The 13,105-nt window shown below is 71.7% G+C and carries 16 protein-coding genes; 5 read left to right on the forward strand and 11 right to left on the reverse strand.

Translation table 11 applies throughout. From position 1 onward, the window contains the following. From E1262_RS25430 to E1262_RS25440, 3 genes are all read right to left on the reverse strand, one after another. Window positions 1–234, reverse strand: a 234-nt coding sequence (locus E1262_RS25430; RefSeq protein WP_162606078.1) for an aromatic amino acid lyase, incomplete at its 3' end; no start/stop codon positions are given. A 22-nt stretch (window positions 235–256) separates the two neighbouring features. After that, window positions 257–1,078, reverse strand: coding sequence for a DUF1648 domain-containing protein (locus tag E1262_RS25435; protein ID WP_132106917.1), 822 nt, complete (start codon window positions 1,076–1,078; stop codon window positions 257–259). Next, on the reverse strand, window positions 1,075–1,428 hold the full coding sequence (locus tag E1262_RS25440) for a GntR family transcriptional regulator (protein WP_132106919.1): 354 nt from the start codon (window positions 1,426–1,428) through the stop codon (window positions 1,075–1,077). Before E1262_RS25440 ends, E1262_RS25435 begins: the two co-directional genes overlap by 4 nt. A 70-nt stretch (window positions 1,429–1,498) precedes the next feature. Here E1262_RS25440 and E1262_RS25445 point away from each other — a divergent pair, with 70 nt between their 5' ends. The 5 genes from E1262_RS25445 (at window position 1,499) to E1262_RS25465 (ending at window position 5,789) form a co-directional block, all read left to right on the forward strand. Further along, window positions 1,499–3,607 carry a S9 family peptidase gene (locus tag E1262_RS25445; protein ID WP_132106921.1) on the forward strand — a complete coding sequence of 703 codons (2,109 nt, stop codon included), beginning with the start codon at window positions 1,499–1,501 and terminating at the stop codon, window positions 3,605–3,607. Between the two features lie 97 nt (window positions 3,608–3,704). Next, complete coding sequence (locus E1262_RS31535) at window positions 3,705–4,013, forward strand: YtxH domain-containing protein (RefSeq protein WP_132106923.1); 309 nt, start codon at window positions 3,705–3,707, stop codon at window positions 4,011–4,013. Then, the gene (locus E1262_RS25455; RefSeq protein ID WP_132106925.1) at window positions 3,979–4,392 is read left to right on the forward strand and encodes a phage holin family protein; all 414 of its coding nucleotides are present in this window, start codon (window positions 3,979–3,981) and stop codon (window positions 4,390–4,392) included. Before E1262_RS31535 ends, E1262_RS25455 begins: the two co-directional genes overlap by 35 nt. Beyond that, a complete protein-coding gene (locus E1262_RS25460; protein ID WP_132106927.1) occupies window positions 4,389–4,694 on the forward strand; it encodes a DUF3618 domain-containing protein in 306 nt (101 codons plus the stop codon). The genes E1262_RS25455 and E1262_RS25460 overlap by 4 nt, the downstream gene beginning before the upstream one ends. A gap of 12 nt (window positions 4,695–4,706) precedes the next feature. Then, a complete protein-coding gene (locus E1262_RS25465) occupies window positions 4,707–5,789 on the forward strand; it encodes a YihY/virulence factor BrkB family protein (protein ID WP_132106929.1) in 1,083 nt (360 codons plus the stop codon). Between the two features lie 54 nt (window positions 5,790–5,843). On the opposite strand, the gene E1262_RS25470 is transcribed toward E1262_RS25465, so the two are convergent. From E1262_RS25470 to E1262_RS25505, 8 genes are all read right to left on the reverse strand, one after another. Then, on the reverse strand, window positions 5,844–6,062 hold the full coding sequence (locus E1262_RS25470; protein ID WP_132106931.1) for a hypothetical protein: 219 nt from the start codon (window positions 6,060–6,062) through the stop codon (window positions 5,844–5,846). A gap of 12 nt (window positions 6,063–6,074) precedes the next feature. Next, window positions 6,075–6,920, reverse strand: a complete 846-nt coding sequence (locus E1262_RS25475) for a DUF4097 family beta strand repeat-containing protein (protein WP_162606079.1) — start codon at window positions 6,918–6,920, stop codon at window positions 6,075–6,077. 34 nt (window positions 6,921–6,954) lie between these two features. After that, window positions 6,955–7,446, reverse strand: coding sequence for a hypothetical protein (locus E1262_RS25480; protein ID WP_132106935.1), 492 nt, complete (start codon window positions 7,444–7,446; stop codon window positions 6,955–6,957). Between the two features lie 90 nt (window positions 7,447–7,536). Continuing rightward, on the reverse strand, window positions 7,537–9,699 hold the full coding sequence (locus tag E1262_RS25485; RefSeq protein ID WP_132106937.1) for a (Fe-S)-binding protein: 2,163 nt from the start codon (window positions 9,697–9,699) through the stop codon (window positions 7,537–7,539). A gap of 63 nt (window positions 9,700–9,762) precedes the next feature. Beyond that, window positions 9,763–10,347 (reverse strand): dCTP deaminase, encoded by a 585-nt coding sequence (dcd, locus tag E1262_RS25490; protein WP_132106939.1) that lies wholly within the window; start codon window positions 10,345–10,347, stop codon window positions 9,763–9,765. A gap of 124 nt (window positions 10,348–10,471) precedes the next feature. Then, window positions 10,472–11,110, reverse strand: a complete 639-nt coding sequence (locus tag E1262_RS25495; protein WP_132106941.1) for a trimeric intracellular cation channel family protein — start codon at window positions 11,108–11,110, stop codon at window positions 10,472–10,474. Between the two features lie 27 nt (window positions 11,111–11,137). Then, a complete protein-coding gene (locus tag E1262_RS25500; RefSeq protein WP_203454414.1) occupies window positions 11,138–12,418 on the reverse strand; it encodes an ABC transporter permease in 1,281 nt (426 codons plus the stop codon). Next, window positions 12,415–13,089 carry an ABC transporter ATP-binding protein gene (locus tag E1262_RS25505; RefSeq protein WP_132106999.1) on the reverse strand — a complete coding sequence of 225 codons (675 nt, stop codon included), beginning with the start codon at window positions 13,087–13,089 and terminating at the stop codon, window positions 12,415–12,417. The genes E1262_RS25500 and E1262_RS25505 overlap by 4 nt, the downstream gene beginning before the upstream one ends. Window positions 13,090–13,105: the final 16 nt, after the last annotated feature.

Genomic DNA, 13,105 nt, shown 5'->3' on the forward strand with positions numbered 1-13,105 from the left:
CAGTCCCGCGCGCCGCTCCGCCGGGATGTGCCTGGTCGCCAGCGCCCCGAACCCCGTCGACACCCCGTAGTACGGCAGGTCCGCGACGGCGAGCTTCTCGATCACCTCGCGGCTGCGCGCCACCGCCACCCGCGCGTCGGCGCCCAGCTCGACGCCGGCGCCGCCGCGGGCCACCGCCACGATCTCGTCGAAGGACACCGGACCGGTGCCCACCACAACCCGCTGCTCCTTCATCGGCTCATTGTGTGCCACCGGCTCAGATTCCGCCGAAGCGGCGCTCCAGCAGGGCGTTGAGGAGCGCGGCCGCGGTGCCGGCGTCGTCGACGGTGACGATGGTGCGCACGCCATCGGTGCACTCGACCAGCAGCGCGTCACCGCCGCGCAGGATGTAGCCGCGGGTGCCCTTGAGCGGGCCGATCGTGGAGACGTGCCGGCCGACGACACCGATGACGGCCGTGACGCCGATCCCGGCGATGAGGACGACGCCGGGTACGCCGCCGGTCGCGGCCGAACGGGTCCAGACCACCCGCTCGCCGACACCGACGGCCAAATGCGGCGCCTCGGTGGCGCCGGGCGGCAGCGGCCCGAGCGGACGAGTGCCCGGCGTCCACCGCGGCACCAGCACGGCGGCGAGCACGGCGACGGCGACACCGGCGGCCAGCGCGCCGGCGATGGCGGTGCCGGGCAGCTCGACGCCGGCGGCGTCGGTCAGGCCACGCTGCCGCTCGGTCAGCAGCAGGCTGAGCGCCGTCACGAACGCCGTCGTGCCGGCCGTGGTGGTGGCGACCACCCGAGTGACGGTGGCGTCCGCCCGTACCGCGAGTACCAGCGCCAGCCCGATGACGGCGAACGCGGCGGCGAACCCGCCGATCAGCCAGGCGAGCGTGGACGCGGAGCTGAAGCCGTCGGCCGTTCCGTCGGTGCCCCAGTGGCTGGCGACGCGGGCCGGCAGCTCGTCGCGCCAGCTCAGCACCAGCACGGCACCCACCGCACCGATCACGAGCGGCAGCCCGGCGCCCGCTAGCAGCGCCCGCGCCAGGACACCACGGCTCGGACCGCCCGTCGTCTGCTCGGTCATGAGTACTCCCTCCGGATCAATGCGGTGAGCTCGTCGGCGCTCAGCCCCAGCCGGTGCGCCTCGGCGACCACGCCGGCGACCGCCTCGCGCAGCCGCGCCAGGCCGGTCGCGCCGGCCTCGGTGACCACAGCGCCCCGGCCGCGGCGCAGCTCCACGAGCCCTTCGTCCCGCAGCTGCTGGTAGCCGTGCAGGACCGTGTGGACGTTCAGCCCGAGCGACTCGGCCAGCAGGCGCGCGCTGGGCAGCCGTTCGCCCGCCGCGAGCTCGCCGCGAGCGATGGCACCACGAACCGCTCCGGCCAGCTGGGCGAAGAGCGGCTCGGCGGATGCCGGGTCGAGTCTGATGAGCACACTTCGATTGTATTGTTCTAGTGCTAATAGAACAAGTTGGCCGGCACAGTGGTGCGATACGGTCGGGCGCATGACGGAGATGCCCGCGCCGCCCGTGGCGAAGCAGGTCCCAGCCGAGCGGAGCGTCCACGGCGACACCGTCGTCGACGAGTACTCGTGGCTGATCGACCGCGACGACCCCGACACCGTCGCCTACCTCGAGGCCGAGAACACGTACACGCAGACGGCGACGGCGCACACGAAGGCGCTGCAGGACGAGATCTTCGACGAGATCAAGAGCCGCACGCTCGAGACCGACCTCTCCGTGCCGGCGCGGCACCACGGCTGGTGGTACTACACCCGCACGCTCGAGGGCAGCCAGTACCCGATCCACTGCCGCTCGCGCACCGAGCCGGCGCTCCCCGCCGACCCGGCTGAGCCGATCGTCTCGCCCGCCGACGAGCAGGTGCTGCTCGACCAGAACGAGCTGGCCGGCGAGTCCCCATACTTTGCGCTGGGCACGTTCGACGTCAGCCCCGACGGACGGCTGCTGGCATATTCCACCGACTTCGACGGCGGCGAGAAGTACACACTGCGGTTCAAGGATCTCGAGACCGGCTCCACGCTGCCCGACGAGGTGCCGGGCACCTACTACGGCTCCGCCTGGGCGGCCGACGGCAGCGCGCTGTTCTACACCACCGTCGACGACGCGATGCGGCCGTACCGCGTGTGGCGGCACCTGCTGGGCACCGAGGCGGCAGCCGACGTCATCGTTCACGAGGAGACCGACGAGCGGTTCTTCGCCGGGGTCGGGCTGACCCGCAGCGAGCAGTACGTCGTCATCGAGCTGGGCAGTCAGATCACCAGCGAGACGTGGGTGCTGCCGGCCACCGACCCGCAGGGCGAGTTCCGCGTCGTCCAGCCGCGCGAGCAGGGCGTCGAGTACTCGCTGGACCACACCGGCGACTCCTTCTTCATCGTGCACAACAAGGACGCCGTCGACTTCGAGCTGGTCGTCGCGCCGGCCGACGCCCCCGGACGGGAGAACTGGCGGCCGGTGCTGCCGCACACCCCCGGTGTCCGCGTGACCGGCGTCGACGCGTTCGCCGGGCACCTGGTCGTGTCGATGCGCCGCGACGGCCGCACCGAGCTGCACGTCCTGCCACTGGCGGACGACGGCTTGGTGGGTCCGGGCCGCGACATCGAGTTCGCCGAGCCGGTGCGCACCGTCCGGCCCGGCAGCAACCCGGAGTTCGACACGACGGTGTTCAGGCTCGGCTACGCGTCGCTCAGCACGCCGAGCTCCGTCTACGACTACGACGTCGTCACCCGTGAGCTGACGCTGCGCAAGCGGCAGCCGGTCCTCGGCGGCGTCGACCTCTCCGCGTACGAGTCGGTGCGCGAGTGGGCCACCGCGTCCGACGGCACCCGCATCCCGATCTCCCTGGTCAAGCGGCGCGACACCCCGCGCGACGGCACCGCCCCGTGCGTCTTGTACGGCTACGGCGCCTACGAGGCGTCGATGGACCCGTGGTTCTCGATCGCCCGGTTGTCGCTGCTGGACCGCGGCTACGTGTTCGCGATCGCGCACGTCCGCGGCGGCGGCGAGCTGGGCCGGCGCTGGTACGAGGACGGCAAGCTGCTGCACAAGCGCAACACCTTCACCGACTTCATCGCCTGCGGCGAGTACCTGGTCGAGGCCGGCTGGACGTCGCGCGACCGGCTGGCCGGGCGGGGCGGCAGCGCCGGCGGCCTGCTCATCGGCGCCGTCGCCAACCTGGCGGTCGACACCTTCGCCACGCTGGTGGGCGAGGTGCCGTTCGTCGATGCCCTCACCACCATCCTCGACCCCTCGATGCCGCTGACCGTCGTCGAGTGGGAGGAATGGGGCAATCCGGTCGAGTCGGCCGAGGTGTACGCCTACATGAAGTCGTACTCGCCCTACGAGAACGTCGAGGCGCGGCCGTATCCGGCGATCCTGGCGACCGCCGGGCTCAACGATCCGCGGGTCGGCTACCACGAGCCGGCGAAGTGGGTGGCCCGGCTGCGCGCGACCGCCATTGGTGACCGTCCAGTGCTGCTCAAGACGGAGATGGGCGCCGGCCATGGCGGCCCGTCCGGCCGGTACGACGCCTGGCGCGACGAGGCTTTCACGCTCGCGTTCATCATCGATACGACGAACCCCGCCAACCTCGCATAACTCGTTTTCCGCGCCTTCGTGACCTCGACGAACGCCCGGCATACGCAGGTCCCGATCGGGTACCCGCCTGTCAACGGCGAGAACCCAGGGAGGGACCATGAAGGGAAAGCTGATCCTCCTGGCCGGCGCCGCGGTCGGGTACGTCCTCGGCACTCGTGCCGGGCGGCAGCGCTATGAGCAGCTGAAGGGACGCGCCGACGCACTGTGGCACGACCCGAAGGTGCAGCAGAAGGTCTCCGATGCGCAGGAGGCAGTGCGGGCCCGGGCGCCGGAGCTCCAGGAGAAACTCACCGACGCCGCGTCCCGCGCCACCGACAAGGTGCGGTCGACGGTGCAGCGTCACGATGCCGAGGTCACGGAGGTGACGCCCCATGGCCGCAACGGACACCACCCGCAGCCAGGATGACCACTCCGTCGCCGAGTTGGTCAGGCAGTTCTCGGCGCAGACGTCGCACCTGATCCGCGACGAGATGCGGCTGGCCCAGGCGGAGATGTCGCAGAAGGCCAAGCACGCGGGCATGGGGATCGGCCTGTTCGGCGGCGCCGGACTGCTGGCGTTCTTCGGGGTGGGCGCACTGGTGACGGCCGCCATCGCGGCGCTGTCGCTGACCGACCTGGACGTGTGGGCCGCGGCGCTGATCGTCGCCGCCGTGCTGTTCGTGCTGGCCGGCATCGCCGCGCTGCTCGGCCGCGGCGAGACCAAGCAGGCCTCGCCCACGCCGCAGCGCACCGTCGAGAACGTGAAACGCGACGTCGAGGAACTCAAGGAAGGCAGGAGCCGATGAGTACCACGATGAAGAACACCATGACGAGCGGCGAGCCGGCGAAGGACGCCACGCCGGAGGACATCGAGAAGCACATCGAGCACACGCGTGCCGACCTCGGCCGCACCGTCGAGGCACTCTCGCACAAGCTCGACGTGCGCAGCCAGGCACAGGAGAAGCTAACGACCGTGCGCGACAAGGCCGGCTCGATGGCCCGGACGATCAAGATGTTGGCCATGCGGCCGGTGACGATGATCGCCGCCGGCGCGACGGTGGTCGCGGCCGGTGTCGCGGGTGCCGTCGCCTGGAAGCGGCGCCACTAGGGGGATGTCACCATGGCGACGGAGGCAGGGGGCCGGGGCGCTCCGGCGGCGGCGCCGCACCCGCACGACGAACGCAAGCCGGACAGCCCGACCCAGCTGACCAGGCCCTCGTGGGGTTACGTCGCCCGGCGGGCCGTCCGCGAGTTCCTCGACGACGAGTGCCCCGACCAGGCGGCCGCCCTCACGTACTACGCGATGCTGTCGTTGTTCCCGGCACTGGTGGCACTGGCCTCACTCCCGGCGCTCATCGGCCAGGACAGCCAGCGGACCACGGACCAGCTGATACAGATCGTCCAAGACATCGCTCCGTCGCTGGTCACCTCGGACATCCAGGGCCCGATCGAGCAGCTCACGAATGCTCCGGGCGCCGGCTGGGCGCTGGTCATAGGTCTGCTGGCCGCGCTCTGGTCGGCGTCCGGCTACGTCGACGCCTTCGGCCGGGCGATGAACCGGGTCTATGACGTCGAGGAGGGCCGGCCGTTCTGGAAGCTGCGCCCGGCGATGCTCGCCATCACGCTGCTGACCATGCTGCTCGTGCTGGCGGCCGCAGTGATGCTGGTGGTCAGCGGGCCCGTGGCGCGGGCGATCGGCGACGCCATCGGCCTCGGTGACACCGCCGTGACGGTGTGGAACATCGCCAAGTGGCCGGTGCTGGTGCTGGTCGTCGTGATGATCGTGGCGATCTTGTACTGGGGTACGCCCAACGTCCGCCAGCCGAAGTTCCGCTGGATCAGCATCGGCGCAGTCATCGCTATCGTCGTCTGGGCGCTTGGTTCGGTCGCGTTCGGGATCTACGTGGCCAACTTCGGCAGTTACAACAGGACCTACGGCTCGCTGGCCGGTGTGGTCGTCTTCCTGCTGTGGCTCTGGCTGACCAACCTGGCGCTGCTGTTCGGCGCCGAGTTCGACGCCGAGACCGAACGGGCGCGGGAGTTGCAGGCCGGGCTGCCGGCCGAGGAGTCCATCCAGCTGCCACCGCGCGACACCCGGAAGATCGAGAAGGCCGCCGAGAAGCAGGCGATGCTGGTGCGCCGGGGCCGGCGCCTGCGGCGGTCGCGGGGCGACAGCACAGAACTGCCGGAGGAACGCGGCTGACGGTCCGATGTTGGCGCGGCCGGGCGATTGCCCCGGCCGCGCCGTCGTGCGTGGTCAGATGGCGCGGGCCCGGCCGGCGCCGAAGCGGGCCTTGGCCCGGCTGGCGCCGGCCCGGGCTTCGAGCCGGCGGGCCAGGCGGTCCAGCAGCCGGGCGGCCAGTTCGAGCTGCCGGGCACGGCGGGCCCGGCGGGTGACCCCGGCGGTGACGGCGTCCTGCTGCAACTCCGCTGCGCGGACGCGGTGCAGGGTGTCGGCGTAGGGCTCGAACGTCATGGTGGCCTCCTCTCAGGTGGTGCGGTGCAGGCGGATGGAGCCGCTGACCGTGGTGACCGCCAGCAGCAGGGTGCGGTCGGTCTCGGCCGGGGCGTCGGCGTGGTCGAGGTCGGAGTGGATCGACCCGGAGATCGACGAGACGTCGAGGTTGGCGGCAGTGCCGGCGACGATGCCGACCGCCACGTTGCCGCTGGCAGTGCGTGCCCGCAGCTCGCCCTCGACGGCGCGGTGGGCGGTGATGTCGCCGGATGCGGTCTTCAGCTCGACCCGGCCGTCGACGGTGGCGATGCGGACGTCGCCGGAGGCGGCGGAGATGCGGCCGCTGCTCAACGGCTGCTCCACCTCGATGGTGCCGGAGCCGGACTCGAGGTCGACGGTGCCGCCGGCCGTGCCGAACCGGATCGATCCCGAGCCGGTGCGGATGACAGCGCCGGCGGACTCGGTGACATAGACGTCGCCGCTGCCGGTGCTGAGCCGCAGGTCGTCGCAGATGTCGACGGCGATGTCGCCGGAGCCGCACTTGGCGGCGACGTCGGCGAAGCGGCCGTCGAGGCGGATGTCGCCGGAGCCGGCCTGGGCGTCGACGGTGCTGCCGGTCGGCACGGTGACGGCGATGTCGACCGACGTGGACCGGCCGAGCAGCGACGTGGTGCGCGGCACCTCGATGCGCACCGCGCCGGGCCGGTGCTCGACTTGCGTGCGCCGGGCGAGGTCGTCGCCGTCGGGGCCGGCCGGCCGCAACTCGACGACGATCTCCGAGGTGGCGGCGGCGGTGACGACGAGGTCGCCGGAGCGCTGACCGATGGACAGGCTGATCGGCCCGTCGGCGGGGAAGGTGTGCGTGAGGATGTCGGACACGGCGGGTCTCCTGGGTGTCGAACGGTCGGGGAGGTCAGCGGACCCAGCCGGACAGGTTCCGGCCGATCGTGACGCGGTTGGACGAACGCGGCGGATCGAGGGTCTGCAGGACGGCGCGGATCAGCCACGCGTTGACGGACATCCCGTCGGCGGCGGCCGCCTCCTCGACCCGGACCTTGAGCGTCTCGGGCAACCGGAGCGACACGCGCGACGTGCCCTCGTCCTCAGGTGGTGCCGGCGGCGCCGGCGGGGCGGGCGGCTGCGGCGGATGGGGCGGCGCGGCCACCGTCTCGGTGGCGACCATCTCGGGGTCGCCGCCGCGCAGCCGGACCTCGACGGCGATGCCGTCGAGCTGGGTGGTGACCTCAGCCGCCGCGTCGCCGAGAGCCTCCAGCAGCGTCAGCCGCAGCGACGGCTCGACGGCGTAGGACAACCGCTCGGCGGCACTGCGGACGTCGTCGGCGGCGGCCTGTCCGGCCGCGGCCAGCGAACCGCGCAATGCTTCGACGTACTGAGTGAGTTCCATGACGCCATGGTGACGCCATGGTGGCGTCACGTCAAGTCACGATGGCGTCGCCTTGACGCCAGACGGCGCCACGGTGACGTCAGGCCGGCGTCAGGAGCCGCGCTTCACGGCGGCGAGCAGCAACTGGGCGACGTCGAGGACCTCGACGCCCTCGCCCCGCCCGGCCGCCTGGGCCTCCGTCAGCCCGTCGGCGAACATGACCCGGCAGAACGGGCAGCCGACGGCGATGGCCTCGGCGCCGGTGTCGATCGCCTCGGCAGTGCGGGCGCTGTTGATGCGGGTGCCGATGCGCTCTTCCATCCACATCCGGGCGCCGCCGGCGCCGCAGCAGAACGAGTTCTTCTGGTTGCGCGGCATCTCGCGCAGCTCGACACCCGGCAGCGCGCCGACCAGCTCGCGCGGCGGGGTGTACACCTGGTTGTGCCGGCCGAGGTAGCAGGGGTCGTGGTAGGTGACCGGCCGCCCGGCGACGGCGTCACCGACCGGCGCGACGGGGGTCAGCTCGCCCTCGCGGACCAGCCGGTTCAGCAGCTGTGTGTGGTGGACGACCTCGAGCTCCAGCCCGAGCTGGGCGTACTCGTTCTTGATCGTGTTGAAGCAGTGGGCGCACGTCGACACCACCCGGACGGCGCGCGTCTCGCGGAGCACGTCGATGTTCTGCAGCGCCAGCTGCTGGTACAGGAACTCGTTGCCCGCGCGCCGGGCGGGGTCGCCGGTGCAGGTCTCGCCGTCGCCGAGTACGGCGAACGAGACGCCGGCGGTGTGCAGCAGCTCCGCAACCGCCTGGGTGGTCTTCTTCGCGCGATCCTCGAACGCCCCGGCGCAGCCGACCCAGAACAGCCACTCGACCTCGTCCAGCGACTCGACCTCGACGCCGACCCGCTTGACCTGGAACGGCAGCCCGGCAGCCCAGTCCATACGCTTCGACGCGTTGACGCCCCACGGGTTGCCGGCCTTCTCCAGGTTCTTGAACAGCCCGTTCAGCTCCGACGGGAACTCGGACTCGATCAGCACCTGATAGCGGCGCAGGTCGAGGATGTGGTCGACGTGCTCGATGTCGACGGGGCACTGCTCGACGCAGGCGCCGCACGTGGTGCACGACCACAGCACGTCCGGGTCGATGACGCCGCCCGCCTCGACCGCGCCGACCAGCGGGCGGTCGGCCTCGGCCAAAGCTTCGGACGGCACCGCGTCGAGCTGCTCTGGCTCGGCCTGCTCACCACCGGCGAGCAGGTACGGCGCCTTCGCGTACGCGTGGTCGCGCAGCGCTGTCACGAACAGCTTGGGCGACAGCGGCTTCTCGGTGTTCCACGCCGGGCATTGCGACTGACACCGTCCGCACTCGGTACACGTCGAGAAGTCGAGCAGGCCCTTCCAGGAGAAGTCCTCGACCTTCCCCACGCCCAGCGACGCGTCGTCGGGGAGGTCGTCGAGCGCCTCGAAGTCGACCGGCTCACCCTTGACCGTCAGCGGCTTGGCCGCCCCCAGAGCCTCGCCGCCTTCGGGGTCGCGCTTGAACCAGATGTTGAAGAACGCCAGTCCGCGGTGCCACGCCACGCCCATGGTCAGGTTCCACGCGATGACGGTGAAGAACAGCCACGACACGATGATCTTCGCCGCCGCCACCACGTGCACCGTCAGCTCCGCGTCCGCCGTCGAGACGCCGGAGAACCAGGACCCGATGAACGCCGTCAGCGGGAAGTGCAGGACGTCACCGTCGCCGAAGAGCCGGTACTCCAGCCCGCGCAGCACCAGGATGCTCACCGCGATGGTCGCGATGGTGAACTCGACGTAGTAGGCCTGCCAGAACGCCGACCCGAAGAACCGCGACCCCCGGCCCAGCCGGCGCGGGTGCGACTTCTGCCGGATCACGGTCAGCACCACGATGCCGATCAGCGTCAGCCACGCGATCCCCTCGGTGCCCCACTCGAACGGGATCCAGTGCCCGATCAGCGGGATCGCGAAGTATGCGTCGAACAACTGCCCGTAGGCGGTGACCAGCGTGAAGAACAGCGCGAAGAACCCGATCATCACGAACCAGTGAGCCGCGGCCACCACCGGCCGCTTCGCCATCTTCGTGTGCCCGAGGAACTCGCGCACCAGCGTGCGGGTGCGGGCCGACGGGTTCAGCTTGCGGCCCGGCGCCGGCCCACCCAACCGGATCACCCGCACCATCCGCACCACCGCGTCGGTGAACACCACCAACGCCAGCACCGTCACCCCGAGGGCGGCGACCACCGCGACATACTGCATGGGGTTCGGCCTCCTTGCCGGTCCAACCAGTTCTCGCGACTAAGATTACCCGCGAGTAACCCACTAGGCGCTGTCGACCTCCGTCCGGTGGAAGTTCAGGTACGACCGGCTGGGCGTCGGGCCGCGCTGCCCCTGGTAGCGCGAGCCGTGCCGCTCGGACCCGTACGGCTCCTCGGCCGGCGACGTCAGCTGGAAGAAGCACAGCTGGCCGATCTTCATGCCCGGCCACAGCTTGATCGGCAGCGTCGCGACGTTGGACAGCTCCAGTGTGACGTGACCGGTGAAGCCGGGGTCGATGAACCCAGCGGTCGAGTGGGTCAGCAGGCCCAGCCGGCCCAGGCTCGACTTGCCCTCGAGCCGGGCCGCGACGTCGTCGCCGAGCGTCACCGCCTCGTACGTCGACGCCAGCACGAACTCGCCAGGGTGCAGCACGAACGGCTCGCCGCCGTCCGGCTCGACCATGCGGGTGAGGTCGGGCTGCTCCTCGGCCGGGTCGATGTGCGGATACCGGTGGTTCTCGAACACGCGGAAGTACCGGTCGAGCCGGACGTCGATGCTCGACGGTTGGATCATTTCCGGGTCGAACGGGTCGAGCGTGACCCGCTTCGACTCGACAGCGGCCCGGATGTCGCGGTCGGAGAGCAGCATGTGGGGACACTACGTTAAGTAGGGGTGTGTTCGCTCTACCAGGCATGCATTCCGAGTGAAGCGTGAACGCGCCCAGCCCGACGACCATCACCGGGCCGGAATGATCAGGTTCATGGGGTCGGCCTCAGTCGTCGGGGGCCTGACGGCGGTAGGCCAGCGGCGCCCGCCAGCCGTACCGGACGGCGAGCGCTCGCAACGCGAATGTCGCCACGCTCGCGGCGACGCCCGTCCACGCCGACAGTGCGTCCAGCCGCCACAGCACGGCCGTCGCCGCGGCGCCCACCATCGCGGGCAGCGCGTAGATGTCGTCATAGCGGAACAGCGACGGCACCTCGCGCGCCACGACGTCGCGCAGCAGGCCGCCGCCGACCGCGGACGTCACCCCCAGCAGCGCCGCCGACACCGCCGGCACGCCCGCGGCCAGTGCCTTCTCCGTCCCGGTGACGCAGAACAGCCCGAGCCCGGCCGCGTCGAACAGCAGCAGCGTGCGCCGGAACCGAGGGACGTGCGGGTAGTACAGGTAGACGACGCCGGCGGCGAGCACCACGGGCGCCAGGTACACCGGGTGCTCCAGCGCCGCCGGCCGGAGCCCGATGATCAGGTCCCGGAGGACCCCGCCACCCAGCCCCGTCATCCCCGCCAGCAGCGCGCTTGCGACGATGTCGAACCCCTTGCGCGCCGCCAGCAGCGCGCCGGTGACCGCGAAGAAGAACACTCCGACGAGGTCGAGCGCGAGCTGGGTACGCTCCGCGAAGATCTCCACCGGACCAGCATCGGCCCTGCGAGGTCCTCAACCGCTGCGCAACGCGGTGATCGGCTCGACGGCGGACGCCCGCCAGGCCGGGTAGGCGCCGGCGACGAGCCCGATCGCCCCGCCGAGCAGCGGCGCCACCAGTGCCAGCCGGATGTCCAGCAACGGCGTCCAGTCGCGCACGACCGACACCCCGACCGTCGCCAGCACGCCGACCGTCGACCCGATCAGCCCGCCGAGGAACCCCACGATCCCGCTCTCGACCAGGAACTGCCCGGCCACGTGCGACCGGCCCGCCCCGACCGCCCGGCGCAGCCCGATCTCGGACACCCGCTCCAGCACCGACAGCAGCGTGACGTTCGCGATGCCCAGCCCGCCGACCAGCAGCGCCAGCCCGCCGAGCGCCAGGAACAACCCGTTGACGTCGGCCGACACGTTGTCGCGCAGCGACCCCGGCGGGGGCGGCGCGGTCACGTCGAGCAGGTCGGGGTTGTTCGGGTCGACGGCGATCGGCGCCTGCCGGCCGATCAGCTGGGCCGCACCGAGCTCCGTCCGCACCTCGAGCACCTCGGGCGCCTCCAGCCCGTACAGCTCGCGGGCCGTCGTCATCGGCATGATCACCGAGTCCTGCAGCTCCGACCGGTAGTCGACGGCGTCCAGGATCCCGATCACCGTGAACGCGCGGTCGCCGATGAAGATCGATGGCTGTGAGTCCACCCGGTTGATGCCCAGCCGGTCGGCGGCGTACCGGCCGAGGACGACGACGGCGTCGCCGCGCTCGTCGTGGCCCTCGTCGAAGACCCGGCCGCCGGACAGCCGCGCGCCGAGCGCATCGAACAGCCCCGGCGACGCGGCTGCGACCGGCACCGTCTGCTCCTGCGTCCCGTACGGCACGCCGCGCACCGGGTCGCCACCCACGTCGACGGTCGCGAACGTGCCGGCCGACGCGACGCCGGCCAGCCGCTCCAACCGCTGCGGCGCGTCCCACGGCAGCTGGGTCAGCGCGACCTCGCCGTCCGGGCCGTCGGTCTCCCCCGGCTCGACGGTGACGCGCGTGGCCGCGACCGCGTCGAATCGGTCGGAGATCTGCCCGGCCGCCGTCTGCCCGAGTCCGATCGTCGCCACCAGCGCCGCGATACCCAGCACCGTGCCGAGGGTCGTCAGCGCCAGCCGCGACGGCCGGGCGGCCACGCCGGCCAGCGCCTCGGAGAACAGGTCGCGCAGCGTCATCCGGCGGCCCCGGCGGGTCAGCCGCTGCCGTCCGCCGGCACGCCGCCGCCGGAAGCGCGGCAGCCGCACGCGGCCCGACAAGCGCCTCATGCGACCACTCCGGCCGCCGCGACGTCGGACATCACGCCGTCGACGATCCGCACCCGCCGCTGTGCTCGCGCGCTGACGCCGTCGTCGTGCGTGATGACGGCGAGCGTGAGGCCGTCGGCGTGCAGTTCGTCGAAGAGGTCCAGCACCGACGCCGCGTTGCCGGAGTCGAGGTTGCCGGTCGGCTCGTCGGCCAGCAGCAGGCTCGGTTGCGCGACCAGAGCACGGGCGATGGCCACCCGCTGCCGCTCGCCGCCGGACAGCGTGATCGGATCGAAGTCCAGCCGGTGCCCGAGCCCGACCCGCTCCAGCGTGGCCGTCGCGCGGGCCGTCCGCTCCTTCCGCGGCACCCGCAGGTAGACCATCGCCAGCTCGACGTTCTCCAACACGCTGCGGTGCGGCAGCAGGTGGAACGCCTGGAAGACGAAGCCGATCCGTTCGCCGCGTACGCGGGTGCGGCGCCGTTCCGGCAGCGTGCCGACGTCGACGCCGTCCAGCAGGTAGATGCCGTGCGACGGCCGGTCCAGCAGCCCCAGCAGGTGCAGCAGCGTCGACTTGCCCGATCCCGACGGCCCGATGATCGACAGGTACTCGCCCGGCGCGATGGTGAGGTCGACGTCGCGGACGGCCTCGACGCGCGGCGGGCCGGGGTACACCCGGCCGATCCCGCTCATCTCGACCACCGGCGGC

It is taken from the genome of Jiangella aurantiaca (assembly GCF_004349105.1).
Classification (GTDB): domain Bacteria; phylum Actinomycetota; class Actinomycetes; order Jiangellales; family Jiangellaceae; genus Jiangella; species Jiangella aurantiaca.